Origin of the sequence: Salinibacterium sp. CAN_S4 (assembly GCF_015752305.1) — a bacterium.
GTDB lineage: Bacteria > Actinomycetota > Actinomycetes > Actinomycetales > Microbacteriaceae > Rhodoglobus.
Window position 1 is genome coordinate 147,566 of the sequence record NZ_JADOVB010000003.1, and the last position, 26,024, is coordinate 173,589.

Sequence of the window (26,024 nt, forward strand, 5' to 3'; positions counted from 1 at the left end):
GAATTACTCAATGATGGCACGGAGCGACCGGGCCCGACAGCCCACAATCGGGGTACACGGGCTGGGGGACGCGCTGGGGGACAGACGGTGACGGTATCGCGGTGTCAGAACTGTGCCCTGTGACGGAGCGTGTGTCAGAAGAGTGTTGCCTGCACCAGTGAGGGCGGTAGTTCCTCAGCGATCAGGGTACGTTCCCTGGAGGACCGCGGAAGCGAGGTCGCCGGGTCGATCGACCGTCGCTCCAGAGAATGCCTCCGGATGATCGGCCGGATCTTGTCGGCCAGCCACCGCCGATACTCCTTCGGTGCATACGCGCTTCTCGAGTACATGCTCGAATACGTCCCGACGAGCTCAGGATGATTCGACTCGAGCCACTGCATAAACCACTGCCTGGCCCCCTGCCTGAGGTGGAGCGCCGAATACATCACCGAGGTCGCCCCGGCCGCTGAGAGCTGCTCCAGGGCTCGTTCGAGGTGATCGCGGGAGTCGGTGAGGTACGGCAGGATCGGCATCATGAACACCGTGCAGTCGAGCCCGCTCTCCCGCACGGCGCGCACGGTGTCGAGCCGGCCTCGCGTTGCTGGCGCGCCGGGCTCCACAGACTTCTGAAGCTCGTCGTCGTGCACCGCGATCGTCATCGCGATATCGACGACGACATGCTTATTGGCCTCCGCCAGCAGCGGAAGGTCTCGACGCAACAGCGTGCCCTTCGTCAAAATACTGAACGGAGTGCCACTGTCGGCGAGCGTCGCGATGATGCCCGGCATCAGCCGGTAGCGACCCTCGGCCCGCTGGTAAGGATCTGTATTCGTCCCCAGCGCCACGGGCTCGTGCTTCCAGCTCGCCCGCGACAATTCCCTGGCGAGGATCTCGGCGACATTCGTCTTGACGATGATCTCCCGGTCGAAGTCGTTCCCCGCATCGAGATCCAGGTTGGTGTGTGTATTGCGGGCGAAGCAGAACGTACAGGCATGGGAACAGCCGCGGTACGGGTTGATCGTCCAGCTGAACGGCATCTCACTCGATGCCGGCACCTTGTTCAGGGCGGATTTCGCGAGCACCTCATGGAATCGCATGCCGGCGAACTCGGGGGTGGACACCGTGCGCACCAGGTTCGACAGCCTCGCCATCCCCGGCAGCGCGTCCGGCTGCTCGGAATCCAAGCCCTGCCCGCTCCACCTCATCCAGACATTCGAACATGTGTTCGAATATCTGTCAACCCTCAGGCCGTGATGTGGAGCACGCGAGCCGTGCGCGCGATGGTGTCGTGCGCGAGCTCCGGCTGGTCAGCAAGCGACTGGCCGTAGGTCGGGACCATGCGCTCGAGCTCGGGTCGCCAGGCATCCATGCGGTCGGGGAAGCACTTTTCGACGAGTCCGAGCATGATGGGGACGGCAGTGGATGCCCCGGGTGACGCTCCGAGGAGACCCGCGATGCTGCCATCGGAGGCCGCGACGACCTCGGTGCCGAACTGCAACACACCGATCTTCTTTTTGTCCTTCTTCATCACCTGCACGCGCTGGCCGGCCGTGATGGTGTACCAGTCTTCGGGCTTCGCGTCGGGGTAGAACTCCTGCAGTTCGCTGAACTTCGTGGACTTCGATGCGGCGAGCTGGCCGACGAGGTACTTCACGAGGCTGAGATTCTGCACTCCGGCAGCCACCATGGGAACGACGTTGTGCCAGCGCAGCGACGCGAACAGGTCCAGGATCGAGCCGGTCTTCAGGAACTTGGGGCTGGCACCGGCATACGGTCCGAACATCAGGCTGCCCGTGCCATCCACGACTCGCAGGTCGAGGTGGGGAACCGACATGGGCGGCGAGCCCGTGGCGGCCTTACCGTAGACCTTTGCTGTGTGCCTGGCGACCAGTTCCGGGTTGTCGGTGCGGAGGAACTCGCCGCTGACGGGGAACCCTCCGAATCCGCGGATCTCTTTGATGCCGGACTTCTGCAGGAGGTTCAGTGCGTAACCGCCGGCGCCCACGAACACGAAACGGGCGTTCAGCGGCTTGATCGGCGTTCCACCGATATCCCGGCGCATCCTGAGTTGCCAGAGGTTGTCCCTGGTGCGCTTGAGGCCGGTGACGACCACGCCGGTGTTGAGCTTGGCGCCGCCGTCGACGAGATTCTGCGTGAGCAGGTGGGTGAGAGAACCGAAGTCGACGTCGGTGCCTGAGGCGATGTGCGTCGCCGCGATCGGCTGCGACTTGCTGCGGCCCGGGATCATCAGGGGCGCCCAGGAGCGGATGACCTTCGCATCTTCGCTGTACTCCATGCCCTGGAAGAGCGGGTGGTCCTTGAGCGCGTCGTATCGAGCGCGCAGGTATTCGACGTTCTTCTCGCCCCACACGAAGCTCATGTGCGGGGTCGCGTTGATGAACTCTGTGGGCTCGGGCAGCGCGCCGCTCTCCACGAGGAACGACCAGAACTGGCGCGAGACCTGGAACTGTTCGTTGACCTTCACGGCACTGGCGATGTCGATGGAGCCGTCGGCGCGCTGCGGGGTGTAGTTGAGCTCACACAGCGCGGAGTGGCCGGTTCCCGCGTTGTTCCACGGGTTCGTGCTCTCGAGCGCGAGCTCGTCGAGCCGCTCGAAGATCTGGATCTCCCAGTCGGGCTCGAGCTGCTGGAGAAGGGCACCGAGGGTGGCACTCATGATGCCCCCGCCGATGAGGGCGACGTCGACGGGTTTGCTCACCCCTCCAGTTTAGCGCCGCTCAGAGGCCCAGCTTCGCGAGTTCGGCATTCATCCGCTCGGCAATTGCGGCGTAGCCGTCGTCGTTCGGATGAAGTCCGTCGTCGGCCATCCACTCTGGATGATTCTCGATCCAGCGGGACGCGCCCCGGATGTAGTCGGCCCCGATTGCCGCCGCGGCATCCTCCACCCATCCGTTGATGACCTCGACCGACCGCGGCCGCTCATCCGTATACCAGAAGGGCTCGACGACAATGAATCGCGCGTCGGGCAACGCATCGTTCAGCCTCGTCAGATCGTCGGTGATCTGCACTTCGATCTCGGCGGCTTTCGAGTCGAAACTGAAATTGTCGTTGAGTCCCATCGTGACGAAGACGATGTCCGGGTTGTCGTCGATGACCTGGCTCGGCTCGTCACCGTCTCCGAAGATAGATCGGTTGTTGATGAAGCCCAGTCCGTTCACGCTCGGGTTGAATTCGCTCCACCCGCGGTCGTCGCAGATGACGGTCGACCAGCGCAGGTCTGCATCACTCGCGCCGGTGCCGAGAGTGTACGAGTCCCCGTAGAACGCGACCCTCGTGGCGTTCGGATCACGCGGCTCCGACACCGGGTCAGGCAGCGACGGCGAACACGCGACCAGCGCCACCGCCGATCCGACAGCGAGCACGGCTGAGATGATCGCGACAAGCACGGTGTTTCGGTTACCCATACCTGCTATTCGACACCAACGGGCTTGGGGTTGGGAAGCGTCCTCAAACGCAGTGATGGGCGGAAGCCGCAGCCTCCGCCCATCACGTCTGTTCTGCCTGCTTCTAGGAGGCTGCGTCCTCTAGAAGATCACCCAAAGGAGCTTCGTCGAACTGGTCGAACCGGCCACGGCGGCGTCACCCGCATAAGCAACGGTCACCGTGTGGACGCCACGCGACAGCTTCGGCAGCGTGTAGCTGACTGTGCCATCTGCGGCGAGGGTGAGCGGCCTGGTCGTGGTGCGACCATCGATCGTGATCCTGACCGTGCCGCTGGCGGCTGCCGGGGCCGCGGACTTTACCGCGACCTTCGCGGTCGAGGTCTGCCAGGAGAAGTAGACCTGGCGGCTCAGCGACAGCGACGTGGTCGAGGTGTACCGCACGGTCACCGCCTCCGAGGTCGCCGTTCCCGGGGGGAGGCCTTCAGCAGTCGCAGTGACGACGACCGTCAGCTGCTTGCCCTGGTCTGCCGCCGTGACCGTGTACTTCGCTCTCGTGGCGCCAGCGATATCCACGCCGTTGGACTGCCACTGGTACGCAAAGGTCAGATCCTCGGTGTCCCACTCCCCGGAAGTCGCCGTGAGCTTCTTGCCCACGTCGGCCTTGCCGGAGATGACCGGTGCGACGAGGTTGAGCGGGGCATCCGGCGCCGGAGCCTCACCCGTCGTAACCGCCACCGCCGTGTAGCGACCGGTGTCTGCGTAGTTCACGAGCGCGAGATACTTCGACAGCGGCGCGAGGTCGGCCCATGACGCGGTGTACGTCACGGCAACTCCCTGCACGCCAGGCAGCACGGCCGGTGTCAGGGACAGAGGCGCTCCGCCGGGAACGACCGAGGTGACAGTCACATCCCAGGCCGTGCCGTCGGCTGCGGCGAACACATCCACCAGCACCTGGTAGGTCGCTGCCTCGGGAGCGACCAGGTCGACCCGCTCGTCGGCCGAGCCGGTCGCCGACTGCCAACCCGCTACAGGTTCGCCCGCGGCATCCAGCTGGTAGACCACGAGGTCGAGGTCGGTGGTGTCGTCAATCGCATCGAGGTCGAAACGCGCGAACTCCGCGCCCTCCGGCACATCGACGGTGTATTCGGCGCTGTCACCGGTTCCGCCGAATCCCGAGTGCTCGGTCTGGGTGCCGGTGGGATCAGGAAGCAGGGTTCCCAGCGAGAGACCGGAGGCCGTCAGCGGGATGTCCCCGTTGCCACCCGGGGTGACCGTGACGTCCACAGACCCCGTGACTCCGGTGCCCTCGGCCGAATCCGGCGCGACGATGGTGACCGGACGGACCGCGATGGGGCTACGAACGGTGGTGTCACCCGACGACCACGTCAGCGAACCCGTCGCGAACTCATCGAGTGCGGCATCCGTGCGCGACAGCGTGATCGTGTAGCTCGCGCTCTCGCCCGCCGCTCCGAAGGTGAGGGTCGACGGTTCGACCACGGCATCGACGCCGGCAAGGCCATCGACGCTCGCCGTGAAGGTGCCGGCCTGGGTCGCCGTCACCGTTCGCGTCACTGCCTCAGGAGCCGTCAGGGTGCCGACGGAGATCGAGGCGAGGTTCAGGTTGCTCGGATCCACCGGTTCGACCCCGGCGTCGTAGCCGAGCGCCTGGAGGTAGGCCAGCCAGTCTCCCGTGCCGTTCAGGTACAGCAGGCCGGGTTCGAAGAACCGGGTCGGATCCGCCTGTCCAGCGCCCTGCGTGAACGGATCGGTGACGGCAGCGCCCTCCGCGTCCACCGTGTCCCCCGCCGTCGTCATCATGGCGGACTTGATCTCTGCCGGGGTCGCGTTAGGACGCTCACCGAGGTACAGGGCGGCGAGCCCAGCGATGTGGGGCGCGGCCATCGAGGTTCCGCTGAGGAACTCGAAGGTCGGGTCCACCGACTCGGCATTGGGGCCGGCGGCGAGGATCGAGACGCCGGGAGCCGAGATATCCGGCTTCAGGAGGTCACTGCCATCGGCGAGCACCGGTCCACGCGACGAGAAGCCGGCGACCTGCGGAGCCGGAGGTGTCGACCCTGTCTGGTTTCCGGTCGTGAACGTGACGGTCGCGCCTTCGGTCGCCGCGTACGCGACCACCTGGTCGCGATAGAGGGAATCGAGATGCACTGTCGGCACACTGTGGAAGTCGGTGTCGATGGAGCCGGGCGTGCGGTTGACGAGCAGCATTCCGATGCCCCCCACGCGCGCGACCTCGGCAGACTTTGCCACCCGGTCGTAGACACCACGCTCACAGAGCACGATGGATCCCTCGGGAACAGCCGTCAGCGAGTCGGGGCCACAGAGATTTGCGTCAGTCACCCCGGGGGCGGCGAATGCCGTGGAGTTCACGAGGGCGCCGGTCAACGGCGTGGCCTCGGGGTCGAAATCGACGGTGATGGATGCCCCGGCAAATGCCGTGCCGTCGCCGAGGGTCGCCGTGGCTTCGTATGAGGGGATCGTCGATGCTGCGACCGTCGTGATCCACGGGCTCGCGTTGTCGAGGGTGGACGCGCCGGGGCCGTCGTTGCCGGCTGACGCCGCGACGAACACTCCTGCTGCGGCCGCGCCGAGGAACGCCTCATCCGTCGGGGAGAAGGTCGTCTGCGCGGCTCCGCCGCCGATGGAGTAGTTGATGACGTCGACGCCATCGACTACCGCCTGGTCGATCGCGGCGAGGAGGTCGGTCGTGGTGCAACCGTCGTCGGTCTGGACGGTGGGATCGGGTCCTGACCAGCACACCTTGTACACGGCGATCTTGGCGGCTGGTGCCACACCGGTGATGGTGCCGAAGTCGATGCCACCGACGCTGGCCGGTGTTGCGACATTGCCGGCAGCGGTGCTCGCCGTGTGCGAACCGTGACCATCGCCATCACGGGGCGAGACGAATTCCCCCGAGCCCGTCGTCGCGTCGCCGAGGCGATCCGCGCCGAATCCATCGAGGAAGTAGCGGGCGCCGATGACCTTCGTGCTGCAGTCGTCGGCAGTGAACTGCTCACCGGTCTGGCAGACTCCGCGGAACGTGCTTCCGTCGGCCTTCTCGAACACCGTGGCGTCGCCATCGAGGTACGGTGCAGGCGAGACCGATCCGGCGAGCGGGTCACCCGCGAACGCCGGGTTCTCCGCAGCGATACCGGTGTCGAGCACACCGACAACGACTCCGTCACCGGCCTGGTCGGCACCACCGATCGACTCCCACACGCCATCGGGGCCGTCGAGTCCGAGGAAAGTCGTCGACGGAACAGCGGTGATGCGCTTCATCTCGTCGGGCGTCACGGCGACGACGTTCTTGTCCGCGATCAACTGCGCCGCCTGTGCCGTGGTCAGGTCTGCCGAAAACCCGTTGAGCGCCGCCGTGTACGACGAATCGATGGTGACGCCGGCATCCGCCGCCACAGTCTCCTGCTTCTCGGTGAGGTAATCGGTGTAGCTCAGCGCCGGCGCACGTCGCGCGTTCAGCTGGTCGCCCTCGTCAGGCGAGGTCGCCGGATATCCGGGGATGCTTCCGTCATACGTCGCGACAGCACTGTCGGCGAGGGTGACGATGTAGCGTCCGGGTTCGAAACTCGTTTGACCGAGCCCGCCCGGTGCTGCGCTGGCAACGGCAGCAGTGCCGACGACGAGGCCAGCCGCGACCAGCGAGGCAGTGGCGAGCGCCGCTACCGCCGATCTGATGGAGGGACGAGCAGTAGCACGTTCGACACGAATTCTCACAGGAGTCCTTAAGGCGAAAAGGGTTGATACCGGAGGCGGTCGGGTCCGCTCTTGTCACCCTAGCCAAAAATCACCCCCGAAAAGGGGTAGAACGCAAGTTTTTTCGCTTCTTTTCGGGATTACCGTTTTCAGGGAAACTCACAGCCGATACGACATGCTTGTAGAAACAACTCATGACGACGAGGACAGACATGCGATCACTTCACGACCACAAGCCGACCATCGCCGTTCTTGCCGGCCTCACCCTCGTCGGGGCTCTGGCCGGGTGCAGCAGCACGACAACCGGATCCGAATCGAACGGATCGGATTCGAACAGCGACTCCGATGTCGCGGTGCCGAGCGGAGCGACCTACGCCGACGGAACGTACACCGAGAGCGGCAGCTACCAGTCCCCCAATGGCACCGAGACCGTGGATGTGACGATCACCCTCGGCGACGGAATCGTCACCGATGTCGAGGTGGTCGGCCAGGGCGAGAGCCGCGATTCCCAGCGCTACCAGGGCGAATTCATCGACGGGATCGCCGCAGAGGTCGTCGGAAAAGACATCGACACGCTCACGGTCAGTAAGGTAGCCGGATCGTCCCTGACGAGCGGCGGATTCAACTCCGCCGTCGACGCGATCAAGGCAGACGCAGCGTCCTGACGTGAGGTTCGACGCGATCGGCACGGGCTGGCAGATCGACACGGCGGAGCCGATCTCGCAGGGCCTCGCCACGCGCATCCACGCCCGCATCGACGAATTCGATCGCACATACTCCCGCTTCCGCGACGATTCGCTCGTGTCGACTATCGCGCGCTCGCCCGGCACCTTCGGGTTTCCGGATGATGCGGCCGCCCTCTTCGACACCTACCGCCGCCTGTACGCCGCCACCGACGGGCGCATGTCACCGCTCGTCGGGCGGGCCATGGACGATCTCGGCTACGACCGGACTTATTCGCTGAGGCCCACCGGACGGGTGCGGGCTGCCCCGAACTGGGACGAGGCGTTCGCGTGGGACGGGCGCGCCCTGACCACCCTGCGGCCGGTGTCGATCGATGTCGGCGCGGTCGGTAAGGGATACCTCGTCGACCTCGTGCTCGAGCTGCTGGCGGAGGCCGGCCACACCGAGGCGATCGTGGACGCGAGCGGCGACATCCGGCACCGTGGCGCCGAGCCGATCAGGGTGGCGCTCGAGCATCCGAGAGACCCTAGCAAAGCCATCGGGATCGCGAACATTGGCAACGGCTCGATCTGTGCCTCGGCGTCCAACAGGCGAGCCTGGGGCGACGGGCTGCATCATGTCGTCGACGCGACGACGGGGCTGCCGACCCGGGAGGTCATCGCGACCTGGGCGATCACGCCCCTCGCGCTGGAGGCCGACGGACTGGCCACTGCTCTGTTCTTCACGGATCCGGAGCGGCTCGAAGCCGAATTCTCCTTCGACTGGGTGAGGATGTTGACTGACGGACGGGTGGAACGATCAACGGGACTCGACGGGGAGATATTCACATGAGACGACTGCTCGACCGGGTCACCGGCGCTATCCCGATGTACAAGCTCGTCGTGATCGGCCTCGCAGCGATCACGGCGCTGGCTTTCGTGCTGTCTTTCGCCGGGCAGCTCTCCCGGAGCCCGCTGGAGCTGGTCGCCTCCCTGCTCGTCGCGATCGCGGCCACGAGCGGGTCGGGGTGGATCGCGGCACGGCTGGCGAAACGGCAACCGCACCCCGAGTCATCCATCATCACCGGTCTGTTGATCTTCATGATCATGGAGCCGACCATCGAGCCTGTCGCTCTCGGCGGAATAGCGCTCTCGGGAGTCGTCGCGAGCGCCTCCAAGTACCTCATCGCGGTGCGCGGTCGCCACGTCTTCAACCCCGCCGCCACCGGAACATTCATCATCGGCATCGCCGGGATAGCGTTCCCCGTGTGGTGGATCGGCACGCCCTACCTGCAGCCGGTGATCATCATCGGCGCGCTGCTCGTGCTCTACCGCACGCAGCGACTGGCGATGGGAGTGGTGTTCGCCGGGCTCGCCGGAGTCATCAGTGTCTCTGCATCGCTGCTCGGCGGCAGCAGCCTGGAGGCCGCACTCGGCTTCGCCTTCCTGTCGTCAGCGCTGTTCTTCTTCGCCGGGTTCATGCTGAGCGAGCCTCTTACACTGCCGCCGCGCCTGTGGCAGCAGCTCGTCGTCGCGGGAATCGCCGCGCTCGTGTTCGCGGTGCCGTTCAACTCCGGCCTGACGAATAAGTACCTGCTGGCGCTGCTGGCCGCGAACCTCGTCGCCTTCGCCTTCGGCCAGCGCCGCGGCATCCGGCTGAGTTTCGTCGGCAAGCAGCAGGTCGGACCGTCCACGTTCGAACTCGCCTTCCAGCCGGCTCGGCCAGTGCGTTTCTCCCCCGGCCAGTACATGGAGCTGACGATCCCGCACCGCAGGGCGGACTTCCGCGGCACCCGGCGCTACTTCAGCATCTCCTCGGCCCCGAGCGACGACGGGCCGATCACGTTCGCCATCACCGTGCCGTCGAAATCTTCGAGCTTCAAGCAGGCGCTGCTCGACCTGGAGCCCGGCGCGATCGTGCACGGCACCGGCGTCGGCGGTGATTTCTTCCTGCCGAAGGACGTCTCCCAGCCGCTGCTGCTCGTTGCGGGAGGCATCGGCATCACCCCGTTCGCCAGCCAGCTGGCCCATGCCACGGCGCGCGGGGAGAAGCGCGACGTGGTGGTGGCATACGCGACGAGTTCGACGGGGGATCTGCCGTACGCAGCAATGCTCGAGCGCTCCGGCGCGAGGGTCGTGCTGTACTCCCCCGAGGCGCCCGCCACGATGCCGCCAGGCTGGCAGTACGGGGGAAGCGGGCGCGTGACCGGGGAGCGCCTGGCCAACGCCATCCCGGATCTGGCCCTTCGTCGCGCTTACGTCTCTGGCCCGCCCGCGCTCGTCACCGACCTGCGTTCGGCGCTGCGCTCCCAGGGCGCGAAGAAAGTGCACTCCGACTACTTCTCGGGCTACTAGCTCGCCGGGGCCAACCTTCCCGCGAGTGTTCCGCCTCTGTGGCCTGACCGCGGGGCGAGGTGGCGGAAGCGGAACACTCGACCGCCGTCGGTAGCCGGTTCTACCATGGGCTGCATGGCCGCCATCGCTGATCGACCGCTGCTGCAGTTCGACGATCCCGCCGCGTGGGAATCCTGGCTTATCGACAACCGGGAGCACGGCGGCATTCGCCTCACCCTTCGCAAGAAGGGCACGACACTGCCGGGAATCACCTACGCCGAGGCCCTCGATGTCGCCCTGTGCCATGGCTGGATCGACGGCCAGGCCGGCTCCATCGGTGCCGACTTCTACTCGGTGGGCTTCTCGCAACGCCGCGCCCGCAGCCCCTGGTCGCAGATCAACCAGGCCCATGTTGAGAGACTGATCGCCGAAGGCAGGATGCGCCCGGCCGGTCACGCAGAGATCGATCGCGCGAAAGAGGATGGCCGGTGGGAGGCCGCATACCGGCAGAAGGGAGCCGGAGTGCCCGCAGACCTGCAGGCCGCGCTCGACGCCAGCCCCGCGGCATCCACGATGTTCGCCGCGCTGACCGCGCAGAACCGGTGGGCGATCCTGTTCCGGCTGGGCTCACTCAAGCGCGAATCGACCCGCCAGTCGAGGATCACCGGTTATGTGGAGATGCTGGCGCGGGGCGAAACGATCTACCCGCAAAAGCCGAAAGGCCCCCAGGCCGAAGCCTGAGGGCCGTTCATCGAGCAGTTACGCCAGGCGCGAGGCCAGGTTCTTGTCGAGCGTGTCGAGGAACTCCTCGGTCGTTTCCCACTTCTGGTCAGGTCCGACGAGAGCCGCGAGGTCCTTCGTCATGTGACCGGCCTCGACACTCTTGATGACGACGTCTTCGAGGGTGTCCGCGAACTCGGCGAGCGCCGGGTTTCCGTCGAGCTTGGCGCGGTGGGCGAGTCCACGGGTCCACGCGTAGATCGACGCGATCGGGTTCGTGGATGTCGGCTTTCCGGCCTGGTGCTGGCGGTAGTGACGGGTGACCGTGCCGTGCGCGGCCTCAGCCTCGACGACCGACCCATCCGGAACCGACAGCACAGAGGTCATGAGCCCGAGTGATCCGAAGCCCTGGGCCACGGTGTCTGACTGCACGTCACCGTCGTAGTTCTTGCAGGCCCAGACGTAACCGCCCTCCCACTTCATGGCAGAAGCGACCATGTCGTCGATCAGGCGGTGCTCGTAGGTGAGGTTTGCAGCGTCGAACTGCTCCTTGAACTCGGCGACGAAGATCTCTTCGAAGATGTCTTTGAAGCGACCGTCATAGGCCTTCAGGATGGTGTTCTTCGTGGAGAGGTACACCGGGTAGTTGCGGGTGAGACCGTAGTTGAGCGAGGCGCGCGCGAAGTCGCGGATCGACTCGTCGAGGTTGTACTGCACCTGTGCGACGCCGTCGCCCGGGGAGTGGTACACCTCGAACTTCTGGGCCTCTGAACCATCGTCGGGGGTGAACTCGACGGTGAGCTTGCCCTTGCCGGCGAAGCGGAAGTCGGTGGCCTTGTACTGGTCACCGAAGGCGTGGCGACCGATAATGATCGGCTTGTTCCAGCCGGGAACCAGTCGCGGGATGTTCGAGATGATGATCGGCTCGCGGAAGATGACGCCACCGAGGATGTTGCGGATGGTGCCGTTCGGGCTCTTCCACATCTTCTTGAGGCCGAATTCCTCGACGCGCGCCTCATCGGGCGTGATGGTCGCGCACTTGACGCCGACTCCGTGCTTCTGGATGGCGTGGGCTGCATCGATGGTGACCTGGTCGTCGGTCGCGTCGCGGTGCTCGATGCCGAGGTCGTAGTACTCGAGGTTGATGTCGAGGTACGGGTGGATGAGCGTGTCTTTGATCTTCTGCCAGATGATGCGAGTCATCTCATCGCCATCCAGCTCGACGACCGTGCCTTCTACCTTGATCTTTGACAAGCGAAACTCCTTAGTCTTTTGGGCCGTGTTCAGCATACTCGTTCGCAGAAGTATCTCGATATCGAGATACTTCTCGGGAGCGCTGTGGCACTGGACGGGCTCGGGGGATAGCCTGTGTGCATGGGTGAGCTGAGACTGGAAGAACTTTCTGCCAAGACCATCGTCGCGGCGAACAACCTGTCGTTGCGTCGCGGCCAGGAGCAGTTCGTCACTCCGCCGTCGTATGCGATAGCCGATGCGTATCTCAGCCCCGTGACATCGTGGCCCCGCGTCGTGCTCAATTCCGACGACGAGGTCGTCGGGTTCATTCGCGGAAATTTCGACCCTGAATCCACCCAGGAGGAGTTCCGCAGCTGCATCTGGCGCGTGACAGTAGCCGCGAGCGAGCAGGGCACCGGCGTGGGTCGTTTCGCCGTCGTCGCCCTGGCCGAAGAAGCGAAGAATCGCGGCTTCGATCGTGTGACCGCGGTCTGGGAGCCCGGGGACGACGGGCCAGAGCAGTTCTTCCTGCGCGTGGGCTTTACTATCAGCGGCGAGACCCAGTACGGCGAAAACATCGGCGTACTCGGCCTGTAGTGGCCACTCCCGCGGACGACTTCATCGGCCGTGCGCTCGACGTCGTCGAGTCGATTCCTCCCGGCTCGGTCATGACCTATGGCGACGTGGCTGCCGCGATCGGATCTCGAGCCGCGAGGGCCATCGGCCAAATCATGTCGCACTACGGATCGGATGTCCCGTGGTGGCGGGTGGTGCGCGCGAGCGGTCATCCGGCCATCCATCACGAACAGCGGGCACTCGAGCACTACCGCGCGGAGGCCACCCCGCTCAGGTGGTCGCGCGACGGAGTGTTCCGCGTGGATCTGGCTGCCGCGCGCTACACGCCGTAAGCGCAGCGCCTCCGCACCCTGCCGTTCCGCGGCCCCGCCCGTCCGCACTGCGTATTCTTCCGAAACGACGGAGTTCTGCCCGGCCAGTCCAGCTCGCTACTGGGGACAGAAGTCACGGCATCCACTCTTCTCCGTCATTTCGGAAGGGAAGACGGGATGTTCACAGATCGGTGCTCGCCGCTCGCGAGATGCGGGAGGGCAGCAAGGCTCGGCGCATGGGATCGATCTACCACGACGTGTGGCGGCGCGGCGGTATCGCTCGCACCTGGGAACTGCTGCGGGACGGACACACCTCGCACCACTTGACGGCGGCGGTGCGTCGTGGCGAGGTCGTGCGCGCACGCCAGGGGCACTACGCCTGCCCCGAGCTGGACGCGCAAGAGCTCCACGCGGTCAGAGTCGGGGGTCGGCTCACCGGCCTGGCAGGTGCCCGCCGCCACGGGATCTGGACGCCCACCCGGATCCCGCTCGACGTGACGGTCGCCCCGGATGCCCGTGCCCTCCGTAGCCCGGTAGACATGTCGGTGCGGCTGTCGCAGCTCCGCCGCCACCGCTTACGCGTCCACTGGACCGACCGCGCAGCGCCTGGAACACGATCCCTCATCGGCGCCCTCGGCTGCGTTCTGGATATCGCACGCACCCAGCCCGCCGTCATCGCGTTCGCAGCGGTCGAGTCGGCGATCGCGCTCGGGAAGGTCTCGAACCGCGGTTGGGCGCGAGCCGCACGAGCATTGCCCCGTGCGACGCAGCTGAAACTCAGGACGGTGAATGGCCTCAGCGGCAGTGGCGGAGAGTCCATCGCGAAATTCGGATTCGTTGAAGCCGGCATCTCTTTCGCCCAACAGGTTCAGATCACCGCAGACATCCGCGTCGATTTCGTGCTCGGCAATCGACTCGTCGTCGAGATCGATGGCGCCGAGTTCCACGCGACACGGGATGGCTTCGAGGAGGATCATCGGCGGGACGCAGTGCTTCGCGCGCTCGGATTCCGCGTGCTGCGGTTCAGCTACTGGCAGGTGAGCGAACGGTGGCCCGAAGTCATGGCGGCGGTGGAGGCGGCCATGAGCAGTGGTGACCACCTGGCATGACGGGGCGCCCGGGCTGTGGCATCCACTCTCCTGCTTCCGAAACGACGGAGATTGCGACGGATGTGGCTGGCCGACCCCCGCAACGACGGGAGTACCCACGGCCATCTCCGGGGTTTCGGAAGGGTCGGGAGGCCGGAAGGGTCGGGAGCCGGGAGGGCGGGAAGGGTCGGGAGCCGGGAAGCCGGAACGGCCGGGAGGGCCGGGGGTCGGGAGCCGGGAGGGCGGGAGGCCGGGTGGGTGCGGAGCGCAGAAAAAGAACTGCCGTGAGCGCTCAGCCGGCGGCGGCGGCATCCAGGTCGGCGATAACGATCCTGCTCATCTGCATCATCGCCGCCATTACCCTGCTCGCTTTCTGCGGATCGGCATCGCTGAGGTACCGCGGAAGCGCGGTCGGGATGATCTGCCACGACAGCCCGAAACGGTCTTTCAGCCAGCCGCAGCGCGACTCGGTACCGCCATCGGCGACGAGAGCGTGCCAGAGCCGGTCGACCTCCGCCTGGGTCTCGACGGAGACGAAGAACGAGACTGCCTCGGTGAACGCGAAGTGCGGCCCGCCGTTCAGGGCGATGAACCGCTGGCCGGCGAGCTCGAACTCGGCGTTCATGAGTGTGCCGGCCAGCGGCGTGCCGTCCGGGTAGCGAGCCAGGTTGATGGTCTTCGCGTCGTCGAACAGCGACGAGTACAAACCGATCGCCTCTTCGGCGTTGTTGTCGAACCAGAGGTAGGGCGTGATGGTCGTCATGGCCTCAGGTCTACACCAGGGATTCCCTCCAGGCGGCATGGAGTTGCGCGAAGCGCCCCGTGCCCGCAATCAGCTCGCGCGGGGTGCCGTCTTCGACGATGATGCCGTGCTCCATGACGAGCACCCGATCCGCGATCGCGACAGTCGACAACCGGTGGGCGATGATGATCGCCGTGCGGTCGGCGAGGAGCGTCTGGAGCCCTTCCTGCACGAGCCGCTCCGACGGGATGTCGAGCGATGCCGTCGCTTCGTCGAGGATCAGCACGACGGGATCCGCGATGAACGCCCGCGCGAACGAGAGCAACTGCCGTTGGCCGGCAGACACCCGTCCGCCGCGCTTGTTCACGTCGGTGTCGTAACCGCCGGGCAGCGACTCGATGAACTCGTGCGCCCCGACCGCCTTCGCGGCGCGCACGATCTCCTCGCGCGTGGCATCCGGCTTTCCGAGCGCGATGTTGTCGGCGACGGTGCCCGAGAACAGGTACGCCTCCTGGGTGACCATCACGATCGCCCGGCGCAGGTCTTTCGGATGCAACTGGCGCAGGTCGATCCCGTCGAGCGAGATGGTGCCGTGCGACGGGTCGTAGAAGCGCGAGATCAACTTCGCGAGTGTCGATTTGCCCGCGCCCGTCGAACCCACGAGCGCGATAGTCTGACCCGCTGGCAGCTCCAGGTCGAATCGGGGCAGGATGACCCTGTCCGACTTGTACGCGAACTCGACATCGTCGAAACTCACCCGCCCGTGTGCCTGCAGCAGGTCGATCGGGGCGGTCGGGTCAGGCACGCTCGGCAGCTCCTCGAGCACACCCGAGATCTTCTCGAGCGCGGCGGCAGCCGATTGGTACGAGTTGTAGAACATCGCCATCTCCTGCGCAGGAGCAAAGAATTGCCGCGCGTAGAGCAGCGTTGCCAGCAGCACACCGATCGCGAGCCCGCCCCCGGCGACCCGCAGGCCACCGACGAGCAGGATGACCGCGAGCGTCACATTCCCGATCAGCACGAGCCCTGGATCGAAGATCCCGAAAAGCTGGATGACGCGGCTGTTGCTGACGCGATAGTTCTCGACGAGCCCGCCGAACTCCGCCTCGTTGCGCTTCTCTTTGCGGAAGGCCTTCACGGCTCGGATGCCCGTCATGGTCTCCACGAACTGCACGATCAGCTGCGCCGAGGCCGTCCTGGTCTCGCGGAACGACTTCTGCGAGCGCTTCTGGAACCACCTCGTGAGGAACGCGAGCGGCACGAGTGAACCGAAGAGCACGAGCCCGCTCACCCAGTCGAGCGAGAACATCGCGATCGCAATGAACAACATGTACAGCGCGCCCTGCACGAGCTGGTTGATGCCGGAATCCAGCAACTCCCTGATCGCATCGAGGTCGCTCGTCTGGCGCGCGATGATGCGACCGGAGGTGTAGCTCTCGTGGAATTCGAGCGACAGCCGCTGGGTGTGCAGGAACACGCGCTTGCGCAGGTCGAACAGGATCGCCTGGCTGATGCGTGCCGTGAGCACGGTGTACCACGCGATCAGGGTCGCACCCACGACACCGCTGATCAGGTAGGCCGCGACGGCGAACGCGAGCGGCACCCAGTCCCGATCCACGAGGGCGGGAAGGCCCCGGTCGATGCCGAACGCGATGAGCGCGGGGCCTGCTACCTGCGCCGCCGTGCTGACGATCACCACGGCCATGGTCAGGATGACGCGAGCCTTCAGCGGGCGCACCAGCGAGCCGAGCAACCGCAGCGAGCGCTGCCTGATCTGTTTGCTCTCTGCCTTGCTGAAGTCGCTGCGCTCTTCGCCTTCGACGCCGATGACGCTCATGAGCCCACCTCTTCTCTTTCACGCTGTTCTTCGTCTTCGAGACTGGAGATCACGAAGCGATAGTGTTCGCTCGATTCCAGGAGCTCCGAGTGCGTTCCGACCGCCGTGACGCGGCCATCCTGCAGCAGCGCGACCCTGTCGGAGAGCATGACGGTGGATGGCCGGTGGGCCACGATGAGTGCGGTCGTCGAGGCCAGCACCCTTCTGAGTGCCGCCTCTACGAGAGCCTCCGTGTCGACGTCGAGCGCGGACAGCGGGTCGTCGAGCACGAGCACCGACGGTTTGGCTGCGACGGCTCTCGCGAGTGCGAGCCGCTGCCGCTGCCCGCCGGAGAGACTGAGCCCTTCCTCGCCCACCCGGGTCTCGATGCCATCGGGCAGGTCGTGCACGAACGCTGCCTGCGCGATCTCGATGGCCTCGGCGAGATCTGCTTCTGAGCCATCCGGTCGACCGAGAAGCACGTTGTCGCGCACGCTCGCCGAGAACAGGGTGGCATCCTCGAACGCCATGGCGACGAGCGAGCGCAGCTCCGTGAGCCTGAGCTCACGCACATCCACGCCGTCGACGGTGATCGAACCACCCGTCACGTCGTAGAGTCGCGTCGTGAGGGCGGTGATCGTGGACTTGCCGGAGCCGGTGAGCCCGACGAGAGCCATGGTCTCCCCCGGCTCGATGGCGAGATCGACTCCGTTGACGAGATCGGGGATGTGCTCGGGCGAATCCTGGTACCTGAAGTGCACGTCGTGGAACACGAGCCTGCCTTTCGGGTCAGCCACGGTCAGCGGTGCGACCGGATCGACGATGCTGTTCTCGGAGTCGATGACCTCGAAGAACCTGTCGGTCGCGGTGCGGGTGTCGAAGGTCATCGACAGCAGGAAGCCGATCGACTCCACCGGGAAGCGCAGCACGGTGGCTGTGGCGAAGAACGCGACGAGGTCGCCGACGCTGATCTGGCCGTTGACCGCGAGCCACACCCCTCCGAGCAGACACAGGGCGAACGTGACATCCGGAACCAGCAGCAACCACAGCCAGATGCCGGCAATGGCGCGTGCCTTCTCGATCTCGGTGCCGCGGAGCTCCTCGGCCTGGTTCGCGAAGTTGTTGAGCGCGTGCTTGCCCCGGCCGAATGCTTTGAGCACACGGATGCCGTGCACCGACTCCTCGACCGTCGTCGCGAGGTCGCCGGCCTGGTCCTGGCTGCGGCGTGCGACTGTCGAGTACTTGTTCTCGAACACGAAGCCGTAGATCCAGAGCGGGATCGAGCACACCATGAACAGCACGCCGAGCACCCACGAGATGTTCACCAGGAACGCGAAACCCACGATGATGGTGAGCACGTTGACGACGAGCAGCACGAGACCGAACGAGATCCAGCGCCGGATGAGGTTCAGGTCGCTGACCGCTCTCGAGAGCAACTGCCCGCTCGGCCAGCGGTCGTGGAAGCTCACCGGGAGCACCTGGAGCTTCTCGTAGAGCGCGTTGCGCATGCGCGCCTCGATGTGCGTGCCAGGGGTGAGCACGAACATGCGCCTGAGGAAGACCATCGCGGCTTCGACAATGCCGAGACCGAGAACGATCGCGAAGGCGGGGTAGATCTGCTGTGCGTCGCCCGACTTCAACGGGCCGTCGACGAGGCCGCGCAGTACCTGCGGGATCAGCAGCGCTACGACTGCGGCAGCAAGCGCCGCGACCATGCCGAGGTAGATGCGCGGCAGTGCCGGCTTCATATACGGGTAGAGACGCCGGATCGAGGCGAAGGTGCTGACCGGCTGGGGAGCCCCCGGAGGGGTCGAGATTTCAGGCATGAGCGTCCCTTATGGGGATGGGCGACACGGCGCCCCGAATGATGACGTTGGGATGATCGGACAGGCCCTGGTGGGGTGTCCGACCCGGAGAAGGCTGAAAGGTCGTACTAGGCGGCGTGAAGCGGTCGTGGGGTGCTGGCGCCGAAAGCAGATGAGCCAGCGGGTGCGCCCAGGATCGCGAAGCCGCGCGTCGAATCGATACCTGTGTTGTGCATGGAGCCCTCCCGGATACGTATGGTCAGCTCCGGGACTCGCTGGGCGGGCCCGGGCAGCCCTCCAGAATATGCCCACAGATCATCCCCGCGCAATACCCGATCACAACTCACGATCGGGATAGAGCTGGATCCGGACAGGGCGTGGATCAGCCCACTCGCACCGAGAGACACGTGACGCAGCCCTCGAGCTTCTCGAATTCGCTGACATCGACGGCGACCACGGTGTATCCGAGGTCCTCGACGAGAGCTATGGATTTCGGGACTGACGTCGCCATGAGCACGGTGTCGTGAGAGAGCACGACCACGGCGGCGCCGGGCTCCGGCATCGCGAGGAACCGGTCAAAGACCCGCGGGTCATCCACGTGCTCGGGGAATCCGACGACAGTGCCGTCGGGCAGAGCCGTCACCGCGCTCTTGAGGTGCAACACCTTCGTGACGGGGACGGCGACCACCGTGTATCCGAGCGCCGTCGCGATCGAGCGGAACTGGCGGATGCCGTCGGCATTCGTGCGCCCTCCGCGACCGACGTAGATCGTGGCATCCACCACCAGCACGTCACCGCCGTCGAGCGTCCCGGGTTCGACGATCTCGCGCACCGTGAGGCCGGCTCTGCGCGCGATGGGGGCCACCGCGTCGGTCTCACCGCGGCGGGACTCGGCGCCGGGGCGCGTGATGATCGCGGTTCCCCCGAGCACGACGACGGCATCCTCGATGAAAACCGAGTCGGGGTGCTCGTCGGCGACGGGCAATTCGACGGTCTCGAAACCGGCCTTCGTGAGGGCCTCGACGTAGTCGTCCCACTGGGTGTCGGCGAGGGTCGCATCCAGCTCGGTGCGCACGATGTGGGTGATCTCACCATCGGAGAGAGTCGACGCAGGCTGGCGGATGAACGCGATGCGGTTCGATCGGCGGGTGACGATCGCTGTCCAGGCCCAGCGGCCCGCTGTCGCGGCGACCAAACCGGCCACGATGAAGTACAGCAGGTTCGAGCCCAGGAGGCTCCCCGCTACGAAACCGACGGCGTCGGGGGTGAGCGGCCCACCCAGCGACACCGCGTAGAGCGTGCCGAGGAATGTTGCGATCACTCCGGCGATGAGCCCTGCGGCGAAGGCGACCAACCGGATCCGGTTCGCGCCCAGCAGCGCCGCGACCGAGTAGAGCACGAACAGCAGGATGCTGGCCGGTACGAAATAGTCACTGATCGGCACGATGTTCGCCGCCGCCGCACCGTTGGACACGAAGAAGACGAGCACCGTGAGAATGTGCGTGAGTGCAGCGACCACGAATCCCGAGATCACCGCCGCCGCGACTCGACGACCGATGGGCAGGGGGCGATTCAGGGCGCTGAGGTGCATGCGCACAACATACCGATGATCGCCTTTGCGGTTGCTGGGAGCGCTCGTCGGCCTACGCGGTCTAGTGGAAGAAGTGCCGCTCACCCGTGAAGTACATCGCGATGCCTGCAGCGTTCGCAGCCGCGATCACTTCTTCGTCGCGGATAGACCCTCCGGGCTGCACGACAGCGCGCACCCCGGCGTCGAGCAGGATCTCCAGCCCGTCGGCGAAGGGGAAGAACGCGTCGCTCGCGGCGACCGAACCCGAGGCACGGTCTCCCGCCCGTGTGACGGCGAGCTGGCAGGAATCGACCCGGTTGACCTGGCCCATGCCCACGCCCACCGATGCGCCGTCCTGGGCGAGCAGGATGGCGTTGGACTTCACAGCCCGCACGGCCCGCCACGCGAACTCGAGATCTGCGCGGGTAGTCGCGTCGACCTCTGTGCCCGCTACGAGAGTCCAGCCATCCGAGCTGAAATCGGCGTAGGTATCCGGCGACTGCACGAGTGCGCCTCCGGAAATCTGGCGGAACTCCTGCTCGGAGCGGCCGAAGCCCTCCGGCAGTTGCAGCAGACGGAGGTTCTTCTTCGACTGCAGCACCTCGAGAGCGTCAGCGTCGAATCCCGGCGCCACGACGACCTCGGTGAAGATGTCCCTGATCGACTGGGCCGCTTCGAGAGTGATGGATCGGTTGGACGCGATCACACCGCCGAACGCCGAAACCGGGTCGCAGGCATGCGCCCGTGCGTGGGCGGATGCCACGGCATCCCCCGCCCCACGCGACACCGCGATGCCGCAGGGGTTGGCGTGCTTGATGATGGCGACGGCCGGTTCGTCGAAGTCGTAGGCCGCGCGCACGGCGGCGTCGGCATCCACGTAGTTGTTATACGACATGTCTTTGCCATGCAGCTGGGTGGACTGCGCGATTCCGCGGCCACCATCCTCCACGAAAAGTGCCGCCGACTGGTGGGAGTTCTCCCCGTAGCGCAACGTGTTCTTGAGGTGGACCTCGAACGTCAGGGTGTCGGCGAAGGTCGACTCCTCCGATGCGGCTCTCTCGGCAGCGATCCCGACGTTCGCTGCGAAGTAAGCGGCGACGGCCGTGTCATATGCCGCAGTGTGCATAAACGCCTCGCCCGCGAGTCGCTGGCGCTGCGCAAGGGTGGTTCCCCCGAGCGTGAGTGCCTTCTCGACCTGCTGGTAGCTCGCCGGGCTGGTGACGATCGCGACATTCGCGTGGTTCTTGGCAGAGGCGCGAACGAGGGCTGGGCCCCCGATATCGATCTGCTCGATGACATCGTCGACGGCAGCGCCGGTGGCTACGGTCTCGACGAAAGGATAGAGATTGGAGACGACGAGCTGGAACGCCGCGATGCCGAGCTCGCCGAGCTCTCGTTCATGCGATTCGAGCCGCAGGTCGGCGAGGATTCCGGCGTGGATGGCGGGGTGCAGCGTGCGAACACGGCCATCGAGCGACTCCGGGAATCCTGTGACCTCGGCCACCTCGGTCACGGCGAGACCGGCGGCGGCGATGGTCTTCGCCGTGGAACCTGTCGACACGATCTCGACCCCGGCGGCGACGAGCGCCGTCGCGAGCTCGACGAGGCCGGTCTTGTCGCTGACTGAGATCAACGCCCGCTGGATCTGGATGACGTCGCGCTGGCGGTAGTCGGATTCGTTACGGATTGTTGCACTCATTCTGTCTTCTCCTCGGTCGCAAGCTCTCTCGGCGCTGGGGTCGCAGGCCGCTTCGCGACCGTCATAGCTCCACCGCGGTCATGAGAGCTCCTTCAGGTCGATGTGCGAGTTGGCGATGTCGAGCACGGCCTGGATCAGCAGCCGGCGTTCGACGGGTTTGATTCGTTCGTGCAGGCTCGACTCCGTGTCGCCGGGGAGCACGGGAACGCGCTCCTGCGAGATGATCGGCCCGCTGTCCACCCCGTTGTCGACGACGATGACGCTCGCGCCGGTCTCGCTGACTCCCGCGGCGAGCGCATCCCGCACTCCGTGTGCACCGGGGAACTCGGGCAGATAGGCGGGGTGGGTGTTGACCAGGTTCGGCGACAGTGCGGCGATGACGCGAGGCGGCAGCAACTTCATGAAGCCGCTGAGGATTACGAGGTCGGGCTGCCAGACCTCGATTTGCTCGAGCATGGCATCACCCCACTCGTCACGATCGGCGAAATTCGACATCGCAACGGAGAAGGTCGGCACGCCGAAGCGCTCGGCGTGATCGAATCCGTCAGCGGGACGGTCGGCGCCGACGGCAAGAACCCGAGCGGGAAATTCGGCGTCTTCAGCAGCCTCGAGCAGCGCGAGAAGGTTAGACCCGCCTCCCGAAATCAGGACCACGAGTGATAACACCCCGCAATTCTAGCGCTCGGCCTCCCCGACCTTGACGGCGCTGCGCTTGAGACTCGCGAACAGCCCGGCCATCGCAGCGAGCCCGAGTTCGAGGGCGGCCCAGCCGCCGACGGCGAGCGGATCCGGACCGACATCCTGCAGTCGACCCGGGCCTGCAGCGCCGGTGGACGCCCAGGCCAGAAGCCCGAGGACGACGCCGCCGACCAGGCCGATGCCGACCGCCACGAGCGCGAGTTGCCCACGACCGAGCTTCTTGCGGGCCCCTGGCCCGAGGATCGCCCCCACGAGGAATCCCGCGACGACGGGAACGAGCAGGCCGACGAATCCGAAGGCAAGGGCTTCGGGGGGCAACGCCCCGAGCACGGGGATGGCGGGGACGGGCCCCAGCTGGGTGGCCAGCGGGCTGACCGCCGATCCTGTGCCGAGCGCGAAGCCGGGCCCGACGAGCCAGCTCGCGGTGTAGATGACGAGGTTCGGCAGCAGCGCGAGCTGCGCGAGAGTGATCGTGACGCCGCCGAGCACCTCGGTGTGGAGCCCTTCGTAGAGCGTGATGATCCGCGCGTATGACAGCAGGATTGCCGCCGCAGTGAGCACCGCCGCGAGGGTCACCACGCTGGCTGCCGCTGCGGCACCTCCACGCAGGGCTGTCACCACGATGGCACGCACTGAGGCAGGCCAGTCGTTGATCCAGTCGCGGATGGAGCTGCCACGGTCATCCTGCAGATTGCGGGTTCGACGCACCCCGATCGCCATGCCCACAGCGAAGACGAGAGTCGGCAGCAGGGTTCCCTGCACGAGCGACGGTGTGGCATCGGGGTGCAGCGCGGTGAACGTCACCGCGAACGAAGCGAGAGCGAACGTTGCGAGCGACACGAGTTCGCCGAGGATCCTGTGTCGCGTTTCGGCCACACGCCGGCCGGCCCGGATGCCGAGCAGCACGGTCAGCAGCGCAAAGCCCAGCAGCGCGATCGTTAGTGTGAACGGCTCACCAGCGGCAGGCAGTCCCAATTGCGCCGCTGTCACGGGATCGAGCGTCATCGCGATGTCGACGCCGTGACCGAGCAGCCAGGTGTCGACCGATACCCGCCAGAACACGGCCCAGTCGATGGCGAGCCCGAACTGGATGCCCCACAGCAGCGTCAGGGGAACCAGCGGTATCGCCACACCAATAGCGACCACGAGGATCGCCTCGAACGCGGCGAACAGGGCAGTGAGCTGGCGATTCATGACCTTGGCGACACTACCCGTGACGGGGCGAAGCTCCCGCGCGGCCTACCGGTCAGGCTCCGATTCGCGTGTCAGGCAACTCTCCGAATCCGTCGACTGCCATGGCGCCTAGTGCTTCCACAGCCTCGGCGGCCTGCGGGCCGGTGCCCGAGATCCGGATGACGTCGCCCGTGTTCGCGCCCAGCGACAGGATGCCGATGAGGCTGTTCGCCGCGACGGGACCCTTGCCCGTGGTCGCGTTGGCGATGGTCAGCGTCGCCTCGAACGCCGCCATGGCCTTGACTATCGCTGCCGCAGGGCGGGAGTGCAGGCCATCGGGATTGACGAGGGTGACGTCGATGCCGCTGTTTTCGATTACGGCCTCGACAGGTTTGACGTGCACGGCCGCAGGCTGCCTATCCAGCTGCCCCCGCTTGGCATCCATCGCGGCGCGCGACTCCCCGTCCACCTCGTCGAGGCTCGCGCCGGCAGCCGCGAGCACGACCGCGGCGACGATGCCTTCCACGAACGGAGCATCACTGAGCCGCACCTCCTCCGTCGTCGCCATGAACTCGAGAGCCATCGTCGCGCTCAACACCGCCGATCCGAGGTCCATGAACACGAGAACCCCCTCGGCCGACGCCACCTCGTCGATCGCGTCGGCGACCCTCGTGGCATCCGTTCCGATGATCCCGTCGCCGGCACCCGCGGCGATCGCGATCGGCGGCGGGGATTCCCCCACCATCTCGAGCGCGAGATCCACCGCGGATCGGGCCAGCGCCGGGCTGTGCGAGACGACGACGATCCCGATCACGACTACCGTCCCAGCGTGTCGGCGAGAGCCTCGAAGAGCAGCGCGGTCGAGGTCGCTCCCGGATCGAGGTGACCGGCGCTGCGCTCGCCGAGGTAGCTCGCCCTGCCCTTCCGGGCCACGAGCGGCTCCGTCGCATCCCGTCCCGCCGTGGCGGCATCGAAGGCGGCGGATGCCGCGGCGGCACAGTCGGCGCCGGCATCGAGGCTCGCATCCAGCGCGTCCAGCGCCGGCGCCATGGCATCGACCATCGTCTTGTCCCCGGCTTCGGCCTTGCCCCTCGCCAGGACTCCGCCGAGCCCGGCTCGCAGTGCGGCGGACAGCGCGGCACCATCGAGAGAGGTGACCGGCCCCGCGGTCACCCCCATCCGGAGAAAGAAGGTGCCGTAGAGCGGCCCGCTCGCTCCGCCGACGGAGGTCACGAGCGTCATCCCGACGGACTTGAACAGGCCATCGATGGAGGTCGCTGGAGCTCCCTCAGCCTGTAAGGCTCCGATCTTCTCCATCACCGCGTTCATGCCGCGGCTCATGTTCGAACCGTGGTCGGCATCGCCGATGGCCGAGTCCAGGTCGGTCAGGTAACCCTGCTGTTCCGTCACGAGGTCTCGGAACCGCGAGAGCCAGCCCACGAGTTGGTCGAGAGACACAGCGCCAGTCGTCATGCGCTCAGACTCCCCAGCGCAGTCCGGACGTGTTGACCGGGGCATCCCAGAGCTTCAACAGTTCGTCGTCGACTTTGAGCAGGGTTACAGAGCAGCCCGCCATGTCGAGGCTCGTGATGTAGTTGCCCACGAGGTTGCGTGCGACCGAGATGCCAGCCTTCTCGAGCAGTTTCGCCACCTCGCCGTACATGAGATACAGCTCGATGAGGGGCGTGCCGCCCATGCCGTTGAGCATCGCGATCACGGGCCCGCCGGTGAAATCGAGGTCGGCCAGAATCGGCTCGACGAGCTGCTGGGCGACGGATGACGCGCCAGCGAGCGGGACGCGGTGTCGACCAGGCTCGCCGTGGATGCCCACGCCGATCTCCATCATGTCGTCCGGAATCTCGAACGTGGGCTTTCCGGCCGCGGGCACCGTGCAGCTCGTCAGGGCCATGCCCATCGAGCGACCCGACTGATTCACGCGGTTCGCCAGCGCTGTGATGGAGGCGAGATCGCGACCCTCTTCGGCTGCGGCGCCGACGATCTTCTCCAGGAACACCGTGGTTCCGACACCACGGCGGCCAGCGGTCCAGGTGGAGTCCTCCACGGCGACGTCGTCGTTGACCACGACCGAGGCGACCGCAACGCCGGTCTCTGCCTCCGCCATCTCGGCCGCCATCTCGAAGTTCATCACGTCGCCCGTGTAGTTCTTCACGATGTGGAGCACCCCTGCGCCGGAATCCGCCACCTTCGTGGCCTCCTGCATCTGGTCGGGGGTCGGAGAGGTGAAGACCTCGCCGGCACAGGCGGCATCGAGCATCCCGAAGCCCACAAAGCCTCCGTGCAGCGGCTCGTGACCAGCCCCGCCACCGGAGATGAGCGCGACCTTGCCCGCTTTCGTGGGAGTTCCGCGGTAGATGATGCGGTTGGTGTGGTCGACCTTCAGTTCAGGATGCGCGGCCTCGATGCCGACGAGCGCGTCAGCCAGGACTGTCTCGGGTGCGTTAATGAGCTTTTTCATGACTGGGC

At 66.1% G+C, this 26,024-nt stretch carries 22 protein-coding genes; 7 read left to right on the top strand and 15 right to left on the bottom strand.

Features of this window, described 5'->3' with window-relative positions; all coding sequences use genetic code 11:
• Positions 1-134: 134 nt before the first annotated feature.
• From IWX81_RS09715 to IWX81_RS09730, 4 genes are all read right to left on the bottom strand, one after another.
• A complete protein-coding gene (locus tag IWX81_RS09715; protein ID WP_199281121.1) occupies positions 135-1,184 on the bottom strand; it encodes an Rv2578c family radical SAM protein in 1,050 nt (349 codons plus the stop codon).
• A gap of 38 nt (positions 1,185-1,222) precedes the next feature.
• The gene (locus IWX81_RS09720) at positions 1,223-2,698 is read right to left on the bottom strand and encodes a malate:quinone oxidoreductase (protein WP_199281122.1); all 1,476 of its coding nucleotides are present in this window, start codon (positions 2,696-2,698) and stop codon (positions 1,223-1,225) included.
• A 19-nt stretch (positions 2,699-2,717) separates the two neighbouring features.
• Entirely contained in the window at positions 2,718-3,404 is a 687-nt protein-coding gene (locus IWX81_RS09725; RefSeq protein ID WP_199281123.1) for an SGNH/GDSL hydrolase family protein, read from the bottom strand.
• A gap of 120 nt (positions 3,405-3,524) precedes the next feature.
• Positions 3,525-7,133, bottom strand: coding sequence for a S8 family serine peptidase (locus IWX81_RS09730; protein WP_334593742.1), 3,609 nt, complete (start codon positions 7,131-7,133; stop codon positions 3,525-3,527).
• A gap of 173 nt (positions 7,134-7,306) precedes the next feature.
• Here IWX81_RS09730 and IWX81_RS09735 point away from each other — a divergent pair, with 173 nt between their 5' ends.
• From IWX81_RS09735 to IWX81_RS09750, 4 genes are all read left to right on the top strand, one after another.
• Positions 7,307-7,777: an FMN-binding protein gene (locus tag IWX81_RS09735; RefSeq protein ID WP_334593744.1), complete on the top strand. Its 471-nt coding sequence runs from the start codon at positions 7,307-7,309 to the stop codon at positions 7,775-7,777.
• A gap of 1 nt (position 7,778) precedes the next feature.
• A complete protein-coding gene (locus IWX81_RS09740; RefSeq protein ID WP_199281124.1) occupies positions 7,779-8,627 on the top strand; it encodes an FAD:protein FMN transferase in 849 nt (282 codons plus the stop codon).
• Positions 8,624-10,129 carry an FAD-dependent oxidoreductase gene (locus tag IWX81_RS09745; RefSeq protein ID WP_199281125.1) on the top strand — a complete coding sequence of 502 codons (1,506 nt, stop codon included), beginning with the start codon at positions 8,624-8,626 and terminating at the stop codon, positions 10,127-10,129. Before IWX81_RS09740 ends, IWX81_RS09745 begins: the two co-directional genes overlap by 4 nt.
• Before the next feature lie 114 nt (positions 10,130-10,243).
• Positions 10,244-10,849, top strand: a complete 606-nt coding sequence (locus IWX81_RS09750) for a YdeI/OmpD-associated family protein (RefSeq protein WP_199281126.1) — start codon at positions 10,244-10,246, stop codon at positions 10,847-10,849.
• Between the two features lie 18 nt (positions 10,850-10,867).
• Here IWX81_RS09750 and IWX81_RS09755 read toward each other — a convergent pair whose 3' ends face one another.
• Entirely contained in the window at positions 10,868-12,082 is a 1,215-nt protein-coding gene (locus tag IWX81_RS09755; protein WP_199281127.1) for an NADP-dependent isocitrate dehydrogenase, read from the bottom strand.
• Between the two features lie 120 nt (positions 12,083-12,202).
• On the opposite strand from IWX81_RS09755, the gene IWX81_RS09760 reads away from it, so the two are divergent.
• The 3 genes from IWX81_RS09760 (at position 12,203) to IWX81_RS09770 (ending at position 14,057) form a co-directional block, all read left to right on the top strand.
• Positions 12,203-12,658, top strand: a complete 456-nt coding sequence (locus tag IWX81_RS09760; protein WP_199281128.1) for a GNAT family N-acetyltransferase — start codon at positions 12,203-12,205, stop codon at positions 12,656-12,658.
• Positions 12,658-12,969, top strand: coding sequence for an MGMT family protein (locus tag IWX81_RS09765; protein WP_334593748.1), 312 nt, complete (start codon positions 12,658-12,660; stop codon positions 12,967-12,969). Before IWX81_RS09760 ends, IWX81_RS09765 begins: the two co-directional genes overlap by 1 nt.
• A gap of 215 nt (positions 12,970-13,184) precedes the next feature.
• A complete protein-coding gene (locus IWX81_RS09770) occupies positions 13,185-14,057 on the top strand; it encodes an endonuclease domain-containing protein (protein WP_199281129.1) in 873 nt (290 codons plus the stop codon).
• Between the two features lie 271 nt (positions 14,058-14,328).
• On the opposite strand, the gene IWX81_RS09775 is transcribed toward IWX81_RS09770, so the two are convergent.
• The 10 genes from IWX81_RS09775 to dhaK form a co-directional block, all read right to left on the bottom strand.
• The gene (locus IWX81_RS09775) at positions 14,329-14,799 is read right to left on the bottom strand and encodes a VOC family protein (RefSeq protein ID WP_199281130.1); all 471 of its coding nucleotides are present in this window, start codon (positions 14,797-14,799) and stop codon (positions 14,329-14,331) included.
• A gap of 10 nt (positions 14,800-14,809) precedes the next feature.
• Complete coding sequence (locus tag IWX81_RS09780; protein WP_199281131.1) at positions 14,810-16,615, bottom strand: ABC transporter ATP-binding protein; 1,806 nt, start codon at positions 16,613-16,615, stop codon at positions 14,810-14,812.
• The gene (locus IWX81_RS09785; RefSeq protein WP_334593751.1) at positions 16,612-18,420 is read right to left on the bottom strand and encodes an ABC transporter ATP-binding protein; all 1,809 of its coding nucleotides are present in this window, start codon (positions 18,418-18,420) and stop codon (positions 16,612-16,614) included. The genes IWX81_RS09780 and IWX81_RS09785 overlap by 4 nt, the downstream gene beginning before the upstream one ends.
• A gap of 361 nt (positions 18,421-18,781) precedes the next feature.
• Positions 18,782-19,990, bottom strand: coding sequence for a dimethylargininase (ddaH, locus tag IWX81_RS09790; RefSeq protein WP_199281132.1), 1,209 nt, complete (start codon positions 19,988-19,990; stop codon positions 18,782-18,784).
• Positions 19,991-20,051: 61 nt separating this feature from the next.
• Positions 20,052-21,668, bottom strand: coding sequence for a bifunctional phosphoribosylaminoimidazolecarboxamide formyltransferase/IMP cyclohydrolase (gene purH, locus IWX81_RS09795; RefSeq protein WP_199281133.1), 1,617 nt, complete (start codon positions 21,666-21,668; stop codon positions 20,052-20,054).
• A gap of 78 nt (positions 21,669-21,746) precedes the next feature.
• Positions 21,747-22,334 carry a phosphoribosylglycinamide formyltransferase gene (purN, locus tag IWX81_RS09800; protein WP_199281134.1) on the bottom strand — a complete coding sequence of 196 codons (588 nt, stop codon included), beginning with the start codon at positions 22,332-22,334 and terminating at the stop codon, positions 21,747-21,749.
• A 9-nt stretch (positions 22,335-22,343) separates the two neighbouring features.
• On the bottom strand, positions 22,344-23,561 hold the full coding sequence (locus IWX81_RS09805) for a cell division protein PerM (protein ID WP_199281135.1): 1,218 nt from the start codon (positions 23,559-23,561) through the stop codon (positions 22,344-22,346).
• 52 nt (positions 23,562-23,613) lie between these two features.
• Positions 23,614-24,354 (bottom strand): dihydroxyacetone kinase phosphoryl donor subunit DhaM, encoded by a 741-nt coding sequence (gene dhaM / locus IWX81_RS09810; RefSeq protein WP_199281136.1) that lies wholly within the window; start codon positions 24,352-24,354, stop codon positions 23,614-23,616.
• Between the two features lie 2 nt (positions 24,355-24,356).
• Positions 24,357-25,013 carry a dihydroxyacetone kinase subunit DhaL gene (dhaL, locus tag IWX81_RS09815; RefSeq protein ID WP_199281137.1) on the bottom strand — a complete coding sequence of 219 codons (657 nt, stop codon included), beginning with the start codon at positions 25,011-25,013 and terminating at the stop codon, positions 24,357-24,359.
• Between the two features lie 4 nt (positions 25,014-25,017).
• Positions 25,018-26,016: a dihydroxyacetone kinase subunit DhaK gene (gene dhaK, locus IWX81_RS09820; RefSeq protein ID WP_199281138.1), complete on the bottom strand. Its 999-nt coding sequence runs from the start codon at positions 26,014-26,016 to the stop codon at positions 25,018-25,020.
• Positions 26,017-26,024: the final 8 nt, after the last annotated feature.